This is a genomic window from Amycolatopsis sp. 2-15, assembly GCF_030285625.1.
Classification (GTDB): Bacteria; Actinomycetota; Actinomycetes; order Mycobacteriales; family Pseudonocardiaceae; genus Amycolatopsis; species Amycolatopsis carbonis.
In genome coordinates this window covers 1,016,228-1,033,905 of sequence record NZ_CP127294.1, presented here as the reverse complement: position 1 = coordinate 1,033,905, position 17,678 = coordinate 1,016,228, and the positions used below count along the sequence as shown (strand labels likewise).

Here is a 17,678-nt window from a genome sequence, read left to right as displayed (position 1 = left end):
TTCAGCCCAGCGCGCCCGAAGCACCCCAATGCGGCATTGGTTGCGTTGAGCGCACCGAACGCCACATTGGGGCGCGCTGGCACAGCCGGAGCGGGCCTCAGCGGCCGCGGGTGACCCACTCGAACGGGCGGCCGTAGCAGCGGCCCACCAGGTCGGGCTCGCGTTCGGTGTAGGACCAGCCGCGTTCGGCGGCGAAGGACCGGATGGCGGCGCGGTGGCGCTGGTAGCGCCGGTAGTACAGGTAGGCGCCGCCGATGACGACGATCGGGGAGAAGACGTACCAGATCCAGTGGGTGGCCGACAGCCTGAACAACCTCCGAAACGCGGGCAAGGCGCGGACGATCTTGCCCGGCCGGGCCCGCCACTCGACGCCGCCCGCGCCGCTGTCACCTGATCGGGCGCAGGTGTGCGTCGCGTCATGTCGATGACCAGTGACTTTGTGCGTGCGTTCACAAGTGGACTACCGTAGTAACCCGTCCCGCAAAAGCCCGGCATTGAACCGGACTCCAGTCGCGGGGTCAAGAGATGCGACCCAATCTTGAGGAGTGGCCGGCGTGGTGACACAGCGGGGGAGGCGCAGCGGTGCCGAACCGCCCGCTGAACCACCCCGCCGGGCCGCGAAGGGCAACGGCCGCGCCCGGCGGGCAGCGCCTGATGCCGACAACGCGCCCACGGCGGAGATGCCCGCGGTCGACAGCGCCGTCGAGACGGCCGTCCGCGCCAAGCAGATCCCCGAAGCGGCCGTCGCGCGCCTCGCCGTGTACCTCCGGGTCCTGTCGGGCATGGCGGAGCAGGGTGCGACCACCGTCGCCAGCGAAGAGCTCTCCGCGTCCGCGGGCGTGAACTCCGCCAAGCTGCGCAAGGACCTCTCCTACCTCGGCTCGTACGGCACGCGTGGCGTCGGCTACGAGGTGCAGGTGCTGGTCAGCCAGATCGAACGCATCCTCGGCCTCACCCGCCAGCACCGCGTCGCCGTGGTCGGGATCGGTAACCTCGGTCACGCGCTGGCCAACTACGGCGGGTTCCCCGGCCGCGGTTTCCCCGTCGAAGCGCTGTTCGACCTCGACCCCGACCTCGTCGGGGTTCCCGTAGGGGGACTGCCCGTCTCGCACCTGGACGAAATCCCGCGCGTCTGCTCCGAACGGCAGATTTCCATCGGGATCATCGCCACACCTCCTACCGCTGCGCAGTCCGTTTGCGACAGGCTGGTAGCGGGCGGCGTCCAGTGCATACTGAACTTCGCGCCGGTGGTGCTCCAGGTGCCGGCGCACATCGAGGTCCGCAAGGTCGACCTGGCGGTCGAATTGCAGATCCTCTCGTTCCACGTGGCTCGCCGTGCCGATGACGCCCTGGCAATTCAGGGGAATACCGGGTTACCCGACGCCGGCCTGCCGATCGACAATGGCAGTGGCGGCAACGGACAGGCAGACGGCGGTCTTGGAATGGTGGTGCGCGGATGAGCGTGTTGGCGGTCGGGCTCTCCCACCGAAGTGCGGAGCTGACCACGCTCGAACGGGCCGCCGTGCCCGCCGAAGAGGTCACGAAGGTCCTGCACGAGTTGCAGCAGGCGGAGAGCGTGAGCGAGGCCATGCTGGTCTCCACGTGCAACCGCATCGAGGTCTACGCGGTGGTCGAGACGTTCCACGGCGGCGTCAACGACGTCTCCGACGTGCTCGCCCGCCAGGCCGGCATGGAGCCCGCCGACCTGTACGACAACCTCTACGTGCACTACGCCGGTGCGGCCGTCGAGCACCTGTTCTCCGTGACGTCGGGCCTCGACTCGATGGTCGTCGGCGAGACGCAGATCCTCGGCCAGGTCCGCTCGGCCTACGCCACCGCGCGTGAGGCCGGCACCGTCGGGCGCACGCTGCACGAGCTGATCCAGACGACGCTGCGCGTCGGCAAGCGCGTGCACTCGGAGACGGGTCTCGACCAGCTGGGCGCGTCCGTGGTGTCCGAGGCGCTGGCCGCCGCGGGTGATCTCCTGGGCAAACACGCGCTGATCGTCGGCGCCGGCTCGATGGGCGCGCTCACCGCGTCGCACCTGCGCAAGGCCGGCATCGGCGAGATCACCGTGGCCAATCGCACCGAGGCCAAGGCCGCGCGCCTGGCCGAGAAGACCGCGATCGAGGGCGTGCCCGCGCGCGCCGTGCCGCTGTCCGAGCTGGCCGACGCCGTGGCGAAGGCCGACGTCGTCGTGTCGTGCACCGGCGCGCAGGACGCAGTGTTCCTGGCGGAGCACGTGCCCGTCCGCGCGGGCCGCCCGCTTGTGGTGTGCGACCTCGGCCTGCCGAAGGACGTCGACGCGGGCGTGGCCGAGCTGGCCGACGTGACCGTCGTCGACCTCGAGACGATCCAGCGCCGCATGCGCGACGCCGGCGCCCCGACCACCGAACGCCAGACGATCAAGGCCAACGGCATCGTGCTCGACGAGGTGCGCGACTACCTCGCCGGCCAGCGCAGCGCCGAGGTCACGCCCACCGTCACCGCGCTGCGCCGCCGCGCGGCCGAGGTGGTCGACGCGGAGCTGCTGCGTCTGGACAACCGCCTCCCGGACCTCGACACGCAGGTCCGCGAAGAAGTCGGCCGCACGGTTCGCCGTGTCGTCGACAAACTGCTGCACGCGCCCACCGTGCGGGTGAAGCAGCTGGCCGCCGAGACGGCCGACACCGACTACGCCAACGCGTTGCGCGAGCTGTTCTGCCTCGACCCGCAGGCCCCCGCGGCTGTGGCGAGCCCCACCGCCGTGCCGCCAGACATCGAGAAGAAGTAAGCAGTGGACAGAGTGATTCGCATCGGGACGCGGGGCAGCAAGCTCGCCGTCGCGCAGACCGAGACCGTGGCCGACAAGATCCGCGCCACCGGCGCCGAGGTCGAGATCGTCACGGTGACCACCCCCGGCGACGTCTCCAGCAAGCCGATCCCGCAGATCGGCGTCGGCGTCTTCACCTCGGCGCTGCGGGAGGCCTTGCTGCGCAAGGAAATCGACGTCATCGTTCACTCGTACAAGGACCTGCCCACGGCGCCGGCGGCCGGCATCGTGCTCGCCGCCGTGCCGCCGCGCGAGGACCCGCGCGACGCGTTGATCGCCCGCGACGGCCTCACGCTGGGTGAGCTCCCGCCGGGTTCCAAGGTGGGCACGGGGGCGCCGCGGCGCACCTCGCAGCTGCTCGCGCTGGGCCTCGGTTTGGAAATCGTGCCGATTCGGGGCAATATCGATACCCGCATGCGCAAAGTGACCGACGGCGAGCTCGATGCCGTGGTGCTCGCGCGTGCCGGACTGGCCCGGATCGGTCTGGTGGGGGCGATCACCGAGACCCTCGACCCGATCCAGATGCTGCCCGCTCCCGCACAGGGGGCGCTGGCGGTGGAGTGCCGGGCCGAAGACGTGGACGTGGAGCACCTGCTCGCGTCCAGTTTGGACGACGAGGGCACGCGGGCCGCGGTGACGGCCGAGCGTTCCCTGCTGGCCGCGCTCGAGGCGGGGTGCAGCGCACCCGTGGGTGCGCTCGCCGAGATCGTCGAGGACCTCGACTCCGAGGGCGCGGTCGTGGAACGGATCTCGTTGCGCGGCACCGCGGCCGTCGAGGGCGAGAACGGCGCGGTCGACATGCTGCGGGCTTCCGCACTCGCCGACTTCGCCGAGGCAGAGCAGCTCGGCCGGACGTTGGCCGCCGAGCTCCTCGACCTGGGTGCCGGCGCCCTGCTGTCCGGCCCCGCCCAGTGACGCACGCTGCACCGCACCCGAACGACCAGCACCACACACTTGCGGCCGACTGTGCAGCCCATGCACCCGGCCGCCTGACAGGAGAAACGCCAGAGATGACCCCCGCTCGCAAGACCGCTGGGCGCGTCGCCTTCGTGGGCTCGGGCCCCGGTGACGCCGGGCTGCTCACAGTCCGCGCCCAGGAGCTGCTCGCCAAGGCCGAGGTCGTGGTGACCGATCCCGACGTGCCCGCCACCGTCCTCGCGCTCGCCGCGCCCGGCGCCGAGGTCCGGCCCGCCGTCGGTGAGCCCGCCGACGTGTCGAAGGACCTGACCACCGAGGCAAAGGCCGGGCGGCTCGTGCTGCGCCTGGTCGCCGGCGACCCGCTGACCACCCCCGCCGTGGTGAACGAGGTGCAGGCCGTGGCCCGCACTTCCGCCGTGTTCGAGGTGATCCCGGGCGTTTCGCCCGGCGCCGCGGTGCCGGCCTACGCCGGTGTCGCACTGGGCGGCACCCACACCGAGGTCGACGTCCGCGGGGAGGTCGACTGGGCGGCGCTCGCCGCGCAGCCCGGCCCGCTCGTGCTGCACGCCACCTCGGCGCACCTGGCCGAGGCCGCAAGCCGGCTCACGGAGAAGGGCATGCCGCCGTCCACGCCCGTCGCCGTGACGGCCAACGGCACCATCAACACCCAGCGCACGCTCGACTCCACGCTCGCCACCCTCGGCAACGACGCGGGTGAGCTCGTCGGCCCGCTGATCGTGACCATCGGCCAGGCCGCCGGGCAGCGCTCGAAGCTGTCGTGGTGGGAGTCGCGCGCGCTCTACGGCTGGAAGGTCCTGGTGCCGCGCACCAAGGAGCAGGCCGGTGAGATGGCCGAACGCCTGCGCGGCCACGGCGCGACCTCGCACGAGGTGCCCACGATCTCCGTCGAGCCGCCCCGCAGCCCGGCGCAGATGGAGCGCTCGGTGAAGGGCCTCGTCGACGGCCGCTACCAGTGGATCGTCTTCACCTCCACCAACGCGGTGCGCGCGGTGTGGGAGAAGTTCGAGGAGTTCGGCCTCGACGCCCGCGCATTCTCTGGCGTGAAGATCGCCTGCGTCGGCGCCTCGACGGCCGCCAAGGTGCGCTCGTTCGGCATCATCCCCGAGCTGATCCCGTCGGGCGAGCAATCGTCCGAAGGCCTGCTCGCCGAGTTCCCGCCGTACGACGACGTGCTCGACCCCGTGGACCGCGTCCTACTGCCGCGCGCTGACATCGCCACCGAGACCCTGTCGGCCGGCCTGCGCGACCGCGGCTGGGAAATCGACGACGTCACGGCCTACCGCACGGTCCGCGCCGCCCCGCCGCCCGCCGAGACCCGCGAGATGATCAAGACCGGCGGCTTCGACGCGGTCTGCTTCACCTCGTCCTCGACGGTGCGCAACCTGGTCGGCATCGCCGGCAAGCCGCACACGCGCACCCTGGTCGCGTGCATCGGCCCGAAGACCGCGGAAACCGCCGTGGAATTCGGCCTGCGCGTCGACGTCCAGCCGGAGAAGGCCGACGTGCCGCACCTGGTGGACGCCCTGGCCGAGCACGCCGCCCGGCTCCGCGCGGAGGGCGCTCTGCCGCCGCCGCGCAAGGCGAAGCGGGCGCGTCGTAGCTGACGGTTCGTGGTTTGCGAAGGGCTCCTCCCCGGGTTCGGGGAGGAGCCCTTTTTCGTGTCCCGAAGTTTCCAGACACCTTGTCAGAACGTGGTTTTTCCCGAGGGCAGCCGAAATGTGCGGCGAGCAGCGGGAGTACCGTGGACGGCGTGTTCCCTGAGCATCGACCCCGCAGGCTCCGTACCACGCCGGCCATGCGCAGGCTGGTCGGTGAAACGACGCTTCGCCCGCGTCAGCTGATTCTGCCCATGTTCGTGGCCGAGGGCATTGACGCGCCGCGGCCGATTTCGAGCATGCCGGGGGTTGTGCAGCACACCCGGGACACATTGCGGAAGGCCGCGGTCGACGCCGTGAACGCCGGCGTGGGTGGGCTGATGCTTTTCGGAGTGCCGGCCCAGCGGGACGCCGAGGGATCAGGTGCGGTCGACGAGAACGGCATTCTCAACGTCGCGCTGCGGGACCTGCGCCAGGAGCTCGGGGACGCGACCGTCCTGATGGCCGACACGTGCCTCGACGAGTTCACCGACCACGGCCACTGCGGAGTGCTCGACGCGGACGGCGCGGTGGACAACGACGCGACCCTGCGGGTGTACGCGGAAATGGCCGTGGCGCAGGCGGAAGCGGGCGCGCACGTGCTCGGGCCGAGCGGCATGATGGACGGCCAGGTCGGGGTGATCCGCCGCGCGCTCGACGAGGTGGGCCACAGCGACAAGGCGATCCTCGCCTATTCGGCCAAGTACGCCAGCGCGTTCTACGGCCCGTTCCGCGAGGCCGTCGACTCGCAGCTCAAGGGCGACCGCAAGACTTATCAGCAGGACCTGGGCAACGCGCGCGAAGCGTTGCGCGAGATCGAGCTGGACCTCGGCGAGGGCGCCGACATGATCATGGTCAAGCCGGCTCTGTCCTATTTGGACGTCATCAAGGCGGCGGCGGACATCTCGCCGGTTCCGGTGGCGGCGTACAACATCTCCGGCGAGTACGCGATGGTCGAGGCCGCCGCGGCCAACGGCTGGCTTGAACGCGAGCGCACGATCCTGGAGGTGCTCACGTCGATCCGCCGCGCGGGCGCCGACCTGATCCTCACGTACTGGGCCACCGAAGCCGCCGCCTGGCTCGACTGAGCCCGCACTGGGCTAGAGTCCACGAGTGGCCGAGAAGGACGACAACACCGCCGAACCCGCGGGGCTGACCAGCGAGAACCTCGCGAAGTCGGAGCCTGCGCCGAACGAAGCCGAGCAGGTCGAGCACGTCGAGGAGCAGGCGAAAGAGCTCCCGGCCGGCTTCCCCAAGGCGCCGCCCGCCGCGTCGTACCCGGGGTACATGCAGAACGCCGCGGAGCCGCCGAAGGAGCAGGCCCCGGGTCCGGTCAGGGCCGCGTTCATCCTCACGATCGTCGCGTCCCTCGTGCTGCTGATCGGTCAGGTGGTCACGATCTTCTTCAAGCAGCAGCTCGTCGACCAGGCCGTGAAGGCGACGCCGCCCGGGCGCAAGCTCGACCTGGCGCAACTGGAGTCCAACGCCACCACGCTGGTGTGGGCGCTGTTCGTCGGCGCGCTGTGCTTCGGCATCATCATGGTGCTGTTCGCCTACAAGGCCCGCGAGGGCACGCGCTCGGCCCGAACCGTCGTCACGATGCTGGCGTTGCTGGGGCTGGTGTTCCAGCTCGGGCTCGTGCGCAGCGTGTTCTCGGTGGTGTCGTCGCTGCTGCTGGTGATCCTGGTGGTGCTGCTGTACCTGCCGAGCACCAAGGACTTCTTCCCCAAGGTCGGCAAGAAGCTGTAATGGACCGCACGCTCTACTCCGAACCCGGCGTCGGCTGGCGCTCGCTGGCCTGGGGGCCGCTGTTCGCGGTACTCGGCGCGGTGGCGGAGCTGGCGACCGGCGGACCGGTGCACTGGATCCCGTGGCTGCTGATCGCGGTCGCGCTCTGCGGGCTCACGATCCCGTGGGTCTACGCGCGCCGGCGGTTCCTCTCGCTGGAGGTGACCACGCAGGCGTTGCGCCAGGGCCGCGAAAGCGTCGAGGCGAAGCGGATCGCGGATGTCGCCGACGTCGGCACCCCGGTTGGCGCGCGCGTGCTCGGCGGTGGCTGGAGCGTGCCGAACAAGTACGACGAGCTGCCCGTGAAGCTCGACGACGGCACGGTCGTGCTCGCGTGGGCCCGTGATGTCGAGGCCCTCAAAGCGGCGCTCACCCGGCTGGTCGAGGCGAACGAGGCAAAATGACGCAGGGCGAGAAACCTGAGAGGCTTGATCCCGTGATCGACCTTCCCCAGCCGACCGGCGCCGACCTGTGGCCCGGCGATTCGGCCAAGGCGGCGCGGCTCAACCAGCCGTGGCGCGCGTTCGTGGCGCTCGGCGAGCTGGTCGTGGCCGCGCTCGCGTTGTGGCTGGCGTTCGTGCTGTGGCACGCGGGCGTCGTCACGGTCGTCACCACCGCCGGCGACGGCGCGCAGCTGGCTTCGCAGCGCTACTTCGGCGGGCACATCGCGGGAGCGCTCGCCCTCGGCGCGCTGTGCGCCGTGCTCGTGGTGGACGCGGTTCGTCAGGTGCTGCTCGCGGTGAGTGCGCGGCACCGCCGGAAGAAGCACTGACTTCGCAACTCGAGGCGCCACATCCACAGCTGGCCCACAGGGAACCAACAGCTGACTGCTAAGCAGCGCCACCAGTCTTGCGCCCATGACGCGGCTGCGTACCCGGACATGGGTCATCAACGGGGTGCTGGTCGTACTGCTCGGCGGTGCGGCTTTCGGGATCTACCAAGCATTCACGCCGGCGGGCAACACCGCCCAGGCACAGACCCGCACCATCCCGGTGCGCCGCGGCGACGTGACCGAAACGGTCTCCGCCGCGGGCACCCTCTCGAGCGGCTACACCGGCGCCGCCAACTTCACGACCTCCGGCAAGGTCACGAGCATCGACGTGAAGGTCGGCGATGTGGTGAGCGCGGGGCAGAAGCTCGCCACGATCGACTCGACGCAGGCCGAGAAACAGCTGCAGGTCGCCAAGGACAACCTCGCCGTGGTGGAGGACAACCTCACCACCGGTGAGGACACCTCGACCACCACTTCGGGCTCCGGCTCCGGCTCCGGCCAGGGACCGGGCCAGCAGCAGAGCCAGGAGTCCGTCACCTCGCTGCAGGCCAAAGTGGACCAGGCGCAGCTCGACGTCGACACGGCCCAGTCGGCCGTCGACGCGACGGTGCTCACCGCACCGGGCGCCGGCACCGTGACGGCGGTCAACGGCACCGTCGGGCAACAGGCCGGCAGCGGCGGGTCGGGGAGCTCCGCGAGCAGCGGCAGCTCCGGCGGCAACGGTGGGAACGGCGGAAACGGCCAGGGCTCCTCCGCGAGCTCGTCGAGCGGTTCGTCGGCCAGCGGGTTCGTCGAGATCACCGACCTGACGAACCTGCTCGTGGACACCTCCGTCGCCGAGATCGACGTGAGCAAGGTGAAGGCGGGCCAGAAGGCCACCGTCACGCTCAACGCGGCACCCGACCAGCCGATCCAGGCGTCCGTCTCGAAGGTCGACCTCACGCCCACGACCAGCGGCAACGTCGTCTCCTACGGCGCGCAGCTCACACTCACCAACCCGCCTTCGGGGCTGCGGCCCGGGCAGTCGGCGAGCGTGGTGATCACCGTCGCGGAGGCCGACAACGTGCTGAGCGTGCCGGCGGCCGCGGTCACCACGGCGGGCACCACGAACGTCGTCACGATCCAGGAGAACGGCCGGAACGTGCCGCAGCAGGTGCAGATCGGCGTGCGCGGTGAGTCCACTGTGGAGATCAAGTCGGGCCTGACCGAAGGTGAAAACGTGGTGCTCACGGCCGCGTCGCCGGCCACGGCCACGGCCACGGGTGGCGCGGGTCAGCGCGCCGGCGGGATCGGTGGCTTCGGCGGCACCGGTGGCGCCGGCGGCGGGTTCCGCGGTGGCCAGGGTGGCTTCGGTGGCGGGGGACGCGGATGAAACCCGTGATCGCGGTCTCCGGGCTGCGCAAGACCTACGGCGCCGGCGAGACGGCCGTCCACGCGCTGCGCGGGGTCGATCTCGTGGTGCGGCCCGGGGAGTACGTGGCCATCATGGGCGCGTCCGGCTCCGGCAAGTCGACGCTGCTGAACATGCTGGGCTGCCTCGACGTGCCGACGTCGGGCAAGTACCTGCTGGACGGGTTCAGCGTCGCGGACCTCAACGAACGCCAGCTCGCTTTGCTGCGCAACCGGAAGATCGGGTTCATCTTCCAGTCGTTCAACCTCGTGCCGCGCACGAGCGCATTGTCCAATGTAGAACTGCCACTCGTCTACAGTGGACTGCGACGGGCCGCGCGCCGCACGCGGGCGTTGGCCGCGCTGGACATGGTGGGCCTCACCGACCGGGCCAAGCACCTGCCGAGTGAGCTTTCCGGTGGGCAGCAACAGCGCGTCGCCGTGGCGCGGGCGCTGGTGACCGGGCCGGCGCTGCTGCTCGCCGACGAGCCCACCGGCAACCTCGACCGCGCCAGCACCGAAGACGTGCTGGGTGTGTTCGACCGGCTCAACGCCCTTGGCCGCACCATCGTGGTGATCACGCACGAGGACGAGGTCGCCGAACACGCGCATCGCGTGGTGCGGGTCAGCGACGGGCGGATCGTGGCCGACGAGCTCAACCGCAGCGTCGGAGTGGTCGCGTGAACGTGTTCGAGGTGCTGCGCTTCGCCGTGCGTGGCCTCACCGCCAACAAGCTGCGCTCCACGCTCACCACGCTCGGCATCACCATCGGCGTCGCGTCGGTGATCCTGCTGGTCGCGGTGGGCAACGGGGCTTCGGCCGCGATCGCCGCCAGCATCCAGGGCCTGGGTACGGACGTGGTCAACGTGTCGCCTTCTCGTGGTGGTGGCGGCGGCGGGCAGGGCAGTGAAGCGCGGCCGCTGACCGTGCAGGACGCCCACGCGCTCGTGGACCCGGTCGGCGCGCCCGACGTGAAGGCCGCGTCGCCCGTGGTGAACACCAACGCGACGGCCACCTACGGGCAGACGTCGTACGACATCTCGACGGTCGCGGGCACCGAGCCGGCCTACTTCACCACCACCAACCGCCAGATCGCCGACGGCGCGCTGTTCACCACCGAGGACGTGACGCAGGCGCGCAAGGTCGTGGTCCTGGGCCCGACCACGGCGCAGGCCCTGTTCGGCACCGAGGAGCCGGTGGGCAAGAACGTGCTGCTCAACAGCATCCAGTTCACCGTGGTCGGGGTGCTGCAGGCCAAGGGCAGCACCGGTCTCCAGAACGCGGACGACGTCGCCATCGCCCCGATCAGCGCGGTGCAGAACTCGCTCGCGGGTTACGGCAGCCTCAGCCAGATCGCCGTGCAGGCCACCTCCGCCGACTCCGTGTCGCTCGCGCAGGCCGAGATCACCGCGATCCTCAACGCGCGCCACGGCATCCGCCTCGGCGGCACGCCCGACTACCAGATCCAGAACTCCGAGCAGCTGCTGGCGACGCGCACGTCGGCCACGCAGACGTTCACCGTGCTGCTGGGCGCCGTCGCGGCGATTTCCCTGCTGGTGGGCGGAATCGGCGTCACGAACATCATGCTGGTGACCGTGACCGAGCGGATCCGTGAGATCGGCATCCGCAAGGCGATCGGTGCGCCGCGCTCGGCGATCCTCGGCCAGTTCCTCGCGGAGGCGACGATGCTGAGCCTGTTCGGCGGGTTCCTCGGCGTGGTGATCGGCGTGGTCGGCAGCCAGTTCAGCTTCGCGGGCATCACCCCGGTGGTGGTGCCCTCGTCGATCGTGCTGGCCTTCGCGGTGTCGGCGCTGATCGGTCTCTTCTTCGGCAGTTTCCCGGCGAACCGGGCCTCGCGCCTGCGCCCGATCGACGCCCTCCGGCACGAGTAGGAGCCTTCGCACATGTCTTCGTCCACCCAGTCGCCCGGGTTGGGAAACCCCGTCCCCGACGAGCCGACGACCGAGTTCCCGCCGGTGACGGCGCCGTTGGCTGCTTCCCCGTCGCCTTCGCCGGAAGAGATCGTCGCCTCCCCGGCTGTCGACGGCGACCTGAACCAGGAGATGAAGCGGGTCGCCAAGCCGTTCGGCAAACCGACCTTCGTGCTGGCCGGGCTGCTGGTCATCGCCTTGTCCTTCGCCGGCGGCGCTTGGACGCACTCGGCTTTCGGCTCCGGTTCCGGCGGCGGTGGCGGCGCTGCGGCTGCTCGCACCGGCGCCCAGCAGGGCGGCGCGCGCGGCGGCTTCGGCGGCCGCGGCACGGGAACGGGCACTGGGACCGGCGCGGGTCCTGGCACTGGTACCGCCCAACAGGGCCAGGGCTCCGGCGGCTTCACCGGCGCCCGCGGCGGCGCGGGCCGCGGCACCGTCGGCACGGTCGAAAAGGTCGACGGCACCACCGTCACCCTGAAGACCCCGCAGGGCACCGACGTCACCGTGTCCACTTCGGACTCCACCACCGTCGGCCTCACCCAGCCCGGCAAGCTCTCCGACCTCAAACCCGGCGCCACCGTCACGGTCCAGGGCCGCCCTGGCTCCGACGGCACCGTCGCCGCGCAGGCGATCGTGCAGCAGCCCGCCCGCTGACCCCGCCGCGCCTCTTGCGTAGTCGTTCGGTCGCTCTCGGTAGACCCTCTGGATGCGTGTGGGGGTCTACGTCGACGGCTACAACCTGTATTACGGCGGTAGATGGCTTCTCGGAGGATCTGGCGTCGCGGGTTGGCGCTGGCTCGACGTTCGCCTGCTCGCTGAGAACGTGATCACGCAACATTCCGCTTGGCCAGGTGCGCAGCTTGATCCGGGTCGTGTTCTGCACGGCCCGGATCAGCGGCGCGAGCCACCCAATGGGTGCGCGTGATCAGAACGTGTACTTGCGCGCGTTGACTGCCGCGAAGTCAGTGGATGTCATCCAGGCCGTGTCCGACATCCTGGCCGACGCCAAGGGCAAGATCGAAGCCGTCCGCCTGCTGTCGTGGCGCGCGCTCGACGCGGTGCTGTCGATGCACCCCAGCGGACCGAACTCGCCTTGCACGCCAAGATGTTCGGCTCCGAGACGGCCGTCGAGGTGATCAACGACCTGGTCAAGGTCGTCGGCGTCACCGCCTACGACGAGAACTTCCCGCTGGTCCGCCACCTCATGGACGCGTTGTCGTACCCGGTCCTCGAAGGCAGCAACGTCGGCGTGCGCCGCCGCCAGCTGCAGGAGCTGATCCGGACACCCGGCTACGACCCGCTGTCCGCCTCCGGGCTGGCCTGAGCGGCGGTCAACGCCGGCACCAACGGTGCGAGAGCCGACCGCAGCAAATCCGGCAGCGAGCCCGAAACCACGACAAAACCCGAGGTCACGGGCTGGGCCCACTGTTCGAGCGCGATCCGCACGGCGGCGGCGACGGCGGCCGCCAGCACCCGCGCGGTGGGCCCGTCCGGCACCCGCTCGGCCAGCACGTCGGTCAACGGCGGTTCGAGGGCGGTCGCGGAGCGCGCGTACGCGGTGCGCAACGCGGGGCTCGTCGAGATGAGCAGCAGCACTTCGCGGGCGTCCTCGTCGGGCTCGGTGTACTGCGAAACAACGGCCTCCACCACCGCGTCCGCCAAGCCGTCCGAAGACGCACGAACGGCGGCCGCGACCCGCGCTTCACGGTCGCTGGTCACCGCGAAGACGATCGCGTCCTCCCGGCTCGCGAAGTAGTTGTTGTAGGTCCGCGGCGAGACCCCGGCGGCGTCCGCGATGTCGTCGACCCGCACGTTCTCCGCCCCACGCTCCCGCGCCAGCCGCAACGCGGCGGAGCTCAACGCCGTGCGGGTGGCTTGCTTCTTGCGTTCACGCAGACCGGTCACCACGCCAGTAAAGCCGAAAACCTGCGGGCCCGCAATCTTGCGTACGCGCAACTTTGCGAGCTAACCTCGCCGCTATGAGAGCCAACGGCATTGCCTACGACACCGGTTTCCTCAAGAACGGCGCCTCTTCCTGGGACGACTTCGACGCGGACGTCGTCCGGCGCGAGCTCACGATCATCCGCGACGACCTGCACTGCACCGCCGTCCAGCTCGTCGGCGGCGTCCCCGAGCGGCTGGAGATCGCCGGCCGGCTCGCGGCCGAGCTGGGGCTGGAGGTGTGGTTCTCGCCGTACCCGCTGGACCTGACCGTCGACGAGCTGCACGAACTGTTCACCGACTGCGCCGAACGCGCCGAGCGGATCCGGCGCACCGGGGCGGAGGTCGTGTTCGTCGCCGGGGCCGAGCTGTCCGTGATGGTCCAGGGCTTCGCCGACGGCGCCGCGCTGGAGCAGCGCCTCGGGTGGCTGCTCGGCGACCCGGCCGATCGGCCCGCACGCCTGGCGAAGGTGAGTGAACGGCTCAACGACTTCTTCCGCGAAGCCGTGCGCACGATCCGCAAGGCCTTCGGCGGCAAGGTCACCTACGCGGCCATTCAGTTCGAGCGCGTCGACTGGGACTTGTTCGACTTCACGACGCTGGAGCTCATCCGCTCGGCCGCCGTCGCCGACGTGTTCCGCGAAGGCGTACGGACGTTGACACAACAGGACAAACCCGTGGTCATCACGGGATTCGGCACGGCCACCTGGCGCGGCGCCGGTGACGTCGCGCCGCGCAGCATGGAGATCGTCGAGAACGACGAGCACGGCCGCCCGATCCGGCTGAACGGCGTCTACGAACGCGACGAGCCCGGCCAAGCCCACTACTTGACCGAGCTGCTGGAGATCTTCGAAGACGAAGGCGTGGACAGCGCCTTCGTCTACCTCTTCGCCCTGCGCACGCACCCGCACCGCCCCGACGGTGACCCGCGCGACGACCTCGACCTCGCGGGCGGCGGCATCGTCAAGGTGCTGGAAGGCCGTAGTGGCACGACGTACCCGGGCCTGCTGTGGGAGCCCAAGGCGGCGTTCCACGCCGTCGCCGAGCGTTACCGCATCCAGGACTAGGTACCCGGCCGGGTGCCGCCTTAACCGGTGGTACCCGGTTCCGTGTCCGATCGTGCACCCATCGGACCCCTGACGGTGGTAATTCCCTTGGTGTTCCTTGCTCGCGGCGTGTCACGCGTGGATCACTGGAGAGAGCCGGTGTCGCACGACGGGAGCGTTCCAGTGAATTTCCGGGTCCAGGAAAGGAAAATTCGGACACTCAGCACGGTCGCGGAACTCGACGCACTGTTCCTCGACCTGGTTTCCTCCCTGCGGCCCCGAATTTTCGTCGAGGCCGGCGCTTTCGAGGCCGAGACTTCGCTGAAGGTCGCCGAAGCGGTGCCGGAGTGCACGGTGGTGGCGTTCGAGGCGAACCCCTACGTGCACCGGAAGTTCACCACTGCCAAGGACTTCGCGGCGCGCGGTGTGGACTATCGCCACCAGGCGCTGGCGGGCGAACCCGGCGAGGTCACGTTCCTCGTGATCACCGACAGCGCCAGCCTCGCCGACGACCGCGTGGAGGGCTACAACTCCCTCCTGCGCCGCACGGGCGCTGACTGGCTCGGCGACGTCGAGTACGAGGAGGTCGCCGTCGCGGCCACGACACTCGACCGCGAATTCGCCGCGGCACCAGGGCCGTTCGCGTTGTGGATGGACGTCGAAGGGGCGACGGAACAGGTCCTCGGCGGCGCGGGAACCTTCCTCGACCGGTGTGCCCTGCTCAAGATCGAGGTCGAGGAAACCCCGTTCTGGCAGGACCAATGGCTGGCCGCGGAGGTCGTGGAGAAACTCGGGAGCCACGGCCTGGAACCCTTCGCCCGCGACAGGCAGACCGAAGACCAGTACAACGTGCTTTTCGCCAGGAAGCGCTTTCTGCCTGCGGCATTCGACCGGGTGGAGGGACTCGCGTGATGTTCACCCGTCGCCTCCTCGACCTCGAATCCCGCCTCGACTCGCGAAATCTCGACTGGTACGTCGACAACCTCGACAACCCGGTCATGGACTACTGGCAGGTCGAGCGCCCCGGCCGGCTCGTGCGCGACGCCGAGACCGGCGCCCCGGTGGCCGACCGCATCACGATCGCCGAGTTCCTCCGCCGCACCGGCGTGGCCGAGCTGGTCGAGAACTCGGCCGGCATCACCGCCGTGCAGGCCGCGGTGATCAACCCGTGGGGGTTCGTCGGATTCCAGTTCGGCGAAGGCCTGCTCATCGACCTGCAGTACTACCGCCCGGTGCGCGAAGCCGTGGTCCTCGACGGCGAGGAGGTCAAGCTCCCGTCGTACTACGCACCCGCTCTGGCGGAACGCACCTGGCGCGGCGGCACCACCAGCCACGTCCACCTCGACGAGGGCACCGGGCACTGGCGCGTCGGCACCGACGTCAACGAGTGGCGCGGCACGTTCACCGGCCGCGACGGCATCCACTCGCTCACCGACCTGCGCGACCACGAACACCAGCTCGCCGTGCTGCGCCGCGCCCTGCGCCACAACGCGAGCATCCTCAACCGCCACTTCGCCAAGTCCGGCCGCGACCTGTGGGCCTCGACCGGCCCGTCGCCTGCGTCGCTGCTCGGCGCCGCGCACCTCTGCGGCCCGTACGGCGTGCTCGCCTACCTGGAGAACGGGCAGAGCCGCAGCGACGAGGCCGGCACCTCCATCACCGCGTACCTGGACGCGTTCGCCGACGTCGAGCTCACGCCGGACGATCTCGGCGCGTCATGACGGTCGTGTTTTCGGTGCTCACCCTGCTGTCCGTGTGGTCGTCGGTGCAGGGTTTCGTGCTGCTCGCCCTCGCGCGCAAACCCGTGTCGCCCGCGCCAAACGGGCCACGCCAGCGTGTGTCCGTGCTCGTGCCGTGCTTCAACGAGGCGAAGGTGCTGCGCAAGACGATCGATGCCATCCTCGCCTCGCGCGGCGTCGAGCTCGACCGCGTGATCTGCGTCGACGACGGCTCCACCGACGCCACCCTCGACGTGATGCGGGAAGCCGTGGCGCACTACGGCGAAGTGATTCTCGTGCTCAGCCAGCGCAACCTCGGCAAAGCCGCCGCGCTGAACCACGGCCTCACCGCCGTCACCACCGAGTTCTTCGTGTCCGTGGACGCCGACACGCAGGTGCTGCCCGACACCCTCGCCCGCTTGCTCGGCCACTTCGCCGACCCGCGCGTGGCCGCGGTGTCCGGGCAGATGATCGTCGGCAACCGCCGGCCGGCGCAGGACTTCGTCTACGCCGCGCAGGTGCACGAGTACGAGTCCGCGAACAACATCGAGCGCCGCGCCTTCTCGCGGATGCGGCGGATCACCGTGATCCCCGGCGCGATCGGCGGGTTCCGGCGCCGCGCCGTCGCCGCGGTCGGCGGCTACCCCGAGGGCACGCTGGCCGAAGACGCGCACCTCACGCTCGCGTTGCTGCTCGCCGGCCACCGCACGGTGCACGAGGCTTCCGCGGCCGTGCTCACGGAGGCGCCCGACACGATGGCGAGCCTGCGCCGCCAGCGCGTGCGCTGGGCGACCGGGAAAACGCAGGTGCTGCTGAGGATCGCCTGGCCGGCCCTGCGCCGCGGCGGCATCGCGGCGGTGCTGTGGCTGTACCTGCTGTGGAACAACTCCGTCCTGCCGCTGGTGTCCGTGCCGAGCGCGGTGCTGCTGCCGCTCTCGGCCGTGGTGCTCCTTCTTCGGGGCGACGGTTCGAGCGGCACGGTAGTCGGGGTGGTGGCGGTGGCCGTGCTCACGATTTTGGTCAACTACGGCTACTTCGTGGTGTCGCGACGGTTCGCACGTTCTCTCGACGCAGCGGGTCGGGCGGCGGCCGGGCTGGTGGCCGTGCGGACCAGCTTTCGGTCCACTGTGGTCATTCCGCTCGTGAGTTCACTCGCGACCTGGGTTGCGTGGGCGCGGATCCTCACCGGCCGGCGCGACGACCCGGCCAAGCGCGCCGCCGTGCGGAAAGCGTTGGTACAGCGAGGATTGCGCAACGCCTACGTCACCGTGCTCACCCTCGACTGGTACCTCGACGCCCTCGTCGCCGAGACCGTCCGCGCGGGCCGCGCCTACGACCACGAAGCCCTGCGTGACCTCTACCTCGAGTCCCTCCTGGAGCCGGCGGAGTTCTACGACCGGCTCGCCGTGGCTGCCACCGGCCGCTCACCCGCCCACGTGGTGCTGCTGCACGAAAACGACCTCAACACCCTCTTCATCGCCGACGCCGCCCGCGCCTTCCAGGAGGCCGGCTGGGAGATCGTGCCGATCGACGTGGCCTACCACGACCCCATCGCCGAAATCGACCCCGAAGGCTGGTGCGGCTCCGGCCGCGTCAGCGCGCTGGCCCTGGACAGCAAGAAGATCCGCCCCGGCGGCCTCGACTTCGAAGCCCTCGAACCGCCCGTGCTGCAGCAAGAGTTCGCCCGCCGCGTGGCCCGGTAGTTCAG

At 70.3% G+C, this 17,678-nt stretch carries 20 protein-coding genes; 18 read left to right on the top strand and 2 right to left on the bottom strand.

What is annotated here, in order from left to right; genetic code table 11:
- Window positions 1-97: 97 nt before the first annotated feature.
- A complete protein-coding gene (locus tag QRX50_RS05055) occupies window positions 98-331 on the bottom strand; it encodes a hypothetical protein (protein ID WP_285970800.1) in 234 nt (77 codons plus the stop codon).
- A gap of 223 nt (window positions 332-554) precedes the next feature.
- Here QRX50_RS05055 and QRX50_RS05050 point away from each other — a divergent pair, with 223 nt between their 5' ends.
- The 14 genes from QRX50_RS05050 (at window position 555) to QRX50_RS04985 (ending at window position 12,589) form a co-directional block, all read left to right on the top strand.
- The gene (locus tag QRX50_RS05050) at window positions 555-1,460 is read left to right on the top strand and encodes a redox-sensing transcriptional repressor Rex (protein ID WP_285974363.1); all 906 of its coding nucleotides are present in this window, start codon (window positions 555-557) and stop codon (window positions 1,458-1,460) included.
- Window positions 1,457-2,773, top strand: a complete 1,317-nt coding sequence (locus QRX50_RS05045; RefSeq protein WP_285970799.1) for a glutamyl-tRNA reductase — start codon at window positions 1,457-1,459, stop codon at window positions 2,771-2,773. Before QRX50_RS05050 ends, QRX50_RS05045 begins: the two co-directional genes overlap by 4 nt.
- 3 nt (window positions 2,774-2,776) lie before the next feature.
- Window positions 2,777-3,727, top strand: coding sequence for a hydroxymethylbilane synthase (hemC, locus tag QRX50_RS05040; RefSeq protein WP_285970798.1), 951 nt, complete (start codon window positions 2,777-2,779; stop codon window positions 3,725-3,727).
- Between the two features lie 95 nt (window positions 3,728-3,822).
- Window positions 3,823-5,355: a bifunctional uroporphyrinogen-III C-methyltransferase/uroporphyrinogen-III synthase gene (locus tag QRX50_RS05035; RefSeq protein WP_285970797.1), complete on the top strand. Its 1,533-nt coding sequence runs from the start codon at window positions 3,823-3,825 to the stop codon at window positions 5,353-5,355.
- A 146-nt stretch (window positions 5,356-5,501) separates the two neighbouring features.
- The gene (hemB, locus tag QRX50_RS05030) at window positions 5,502-6,473 is read left to right on the top strand and encodes a porphobilinogen synthase (protein WP_285970796.1); all 972 of its coding nucleotides are present in this window, start codon (window positions 5,502-5,504) and stop codon (window positions 6,471-6,473) included.
- Between the two features lie 25 nt (window positions 6,474-6,498).
- Window positions 6,499-7,134: a hypothetical protein gene (locus QRX50_RS05025; RefSeq protein WP_285970795.1), complete on the top strand. Its 636-nt coding sequence runs from the start codon at window positions 6,499-6,501 to the stop codon at window positions 7,132-7,134.
- The gene (mce1N, locus tag QRX50_RS05020; protein WP_285970794.1) at window positions 7,134-7,577 is read left to right on the top strand and encodes a transport-regulating membrane protein Mce1N; all 444 of its coding nucleotides are present in this window, start codon (window positions 7,134-7,136) and stop codon (window positions 7,575-7,577) included. Before QRX50_RS05025 ends, mce1N begins: the two co-directional genes overlap by 1 nt.
- 32 nt (window positions 7,578-7,609) lie before the next feature.
- Window positions 7,610-7,945: a hypothetical protein gene (locus QRX50_RS05015; RefSeq protein ID WP_285970793.1), complete on the top strand. Its 336-nt coding sequence runs from the start codon at window positions 7,610-7,612 to the stop codon at window positions 7,943-7,945.
- Window positions 7,946-8,030: 85 nt separating this feature from the next.
- Window positions 8,031-9,317: an efflux RND transporter periplasmic adaptor subunit gene (locus QRX50_RS05010; protein WP_285970792.1), complete on the top strand. Its 1,287-nt coding sequence runs from the start codon at window positions 8,031-8,033 to the stop codon at window positions 9,315-9,317.
- Window positions 9,314-10,018, top strand: a complete 705-nt coding sequence (locus QRX50_RS05005) for an ABC transporter ATP-binding protein (protein WP_285970791.1) — start codon at window positions 9,314-9,316, stop codon at window positions 10,016-10,018. The genes QRX50_RS05010 and QRX50_RS05005 overlap by 4 nt, the downstream gene beginning before the upstream one ends.
- Complete coding sequence (locus QRX50_RS05000; protein WP_285970790.1) at window positions 10,015-11,226, top strand: ABC transporter permease; 1,212 nt, start codon at window positions 10,015-10,017, stop codon at window positions 11,224-11,226. The genes QRX50_RS05005 and QRX50_RS05000 overlap by 4 nt, the downstream gene beginning before the upstream one ends.
- 12 nt (window positions 11,227-11,238) lie before the next feature.
- On the top strand, window positions 11,239-11,919 hold the full coding sequence (locus tag QRX50_RS04995; RefSeq protein ID WP_285970789.1) for a DUF5666 domain-containing protein: 681 nt from the start codon (window positions 11,239-11,241) through the stop codon (window positions 11,917-11,919).
- Between the two features lie 197 nt (window positions 11,920-12,116).
- A complete protein-coding gene (locus QRX50_RS04990; RefSeq protein WP_285970788.1) occupies window positions 12,117-12,401 on the top strand; it encodes a hypothetical protein in 285 nt (94 codons plus the stop codon).
- Window positions 12,371-12,589 carry an acyl-CoA dehydrogenase family protein gene (locus QRX50_RS04985; protein ID WP_285970787.1) on the top strand — a complete coding sequence of 73 codons (219 nt, stop codon included), beginning with the start codon at window positions 12,371-12,373 and terminating at the stop codon, window positions 12,587-12,589. Before QRX50_RS04990 ends, QRX50_RS04985 begins: the two co-directional genes overlap by 31 nt.
- On the opposite strand, the gene QRX50_RS04980 is transcribed toward QRX50_RS04985, so the two are convergent.
- Window positions 12,556-13,170, bottom strand: a complete 615-nt coding sequence (locus tag QRX50_RS04980; protein WP_285970786.1) for a TetR/AcrR family transcriptional regulator — start codon at window positions 13,168-13,170, stop codon at window positions 12,556-12,558. The two genes, QRX50_RS04985 and QRX50_RS04980, sit on opposite strands and share 34 nt — an antisense overlap.
- A 74-nt stretch (window positions 13,171-13,244) precedes the next feature.
- Between QRX50_RS04980 and QRX50_RS04975 the strand changes: the two genes are divergently transcribed.
- Genes QRX50_RS04975 through QRX50_RS04960 form a run of 4 tightly spaced genes read left to right on the top strand, consistent with a single transcriptional unit; the run spans window position 13,245 to window position 17,673 of the window.
- Entirely contained in the window at window positions 13,245-14,273 is a 1,029-nt protein-coding gene (locus QRX50_RS04975; RefSeq protein ID WP_285970785.1) for a glycoside hydrolase family 113 protein, read from the top strand.
- Window positions 14,274-14,315: 42 nt separating this feature from the next.
- Window positions 14,316-15,164: an FkbM family methyltransferase gene (locus QRX50_RS04970; protein WP_285970784.1), complete on the top strand. Its 849-nt coding sequence runs from the start codon at window positions 14,316-14,318 to the stop codon at window positions 15,162-15,164.
- Entirely contained in the window at window positions 15,161-15,973 is an 813-nt protein-coding gene (locus QRX50_RS04965; protein ID WP_285970783.1) for a hypothetical protein, read from the top strand. The genes QRX50_RS04970 and QRX50_RS04965 overlap by 4 nt, the downstream gene beginning before the upstream one ends.
- On the top strand, window positions 15,970-17,673 hold the full coding sequence (locus QRX50_RS04960) for a glycosyltransferase (protein WP_285970782.1): 1,704 nt from the start codon (window positions 15,970-15,972) through the stop codon (window positions 17,671-17,673). The genes QRX50_RS04965 and QRX50_RS04960 overlap by 4 nt, the downstream gene beginning before the upstream one ends.
- Window positions 17,674-17,678 lie beyond the last annotated feature (5 nt).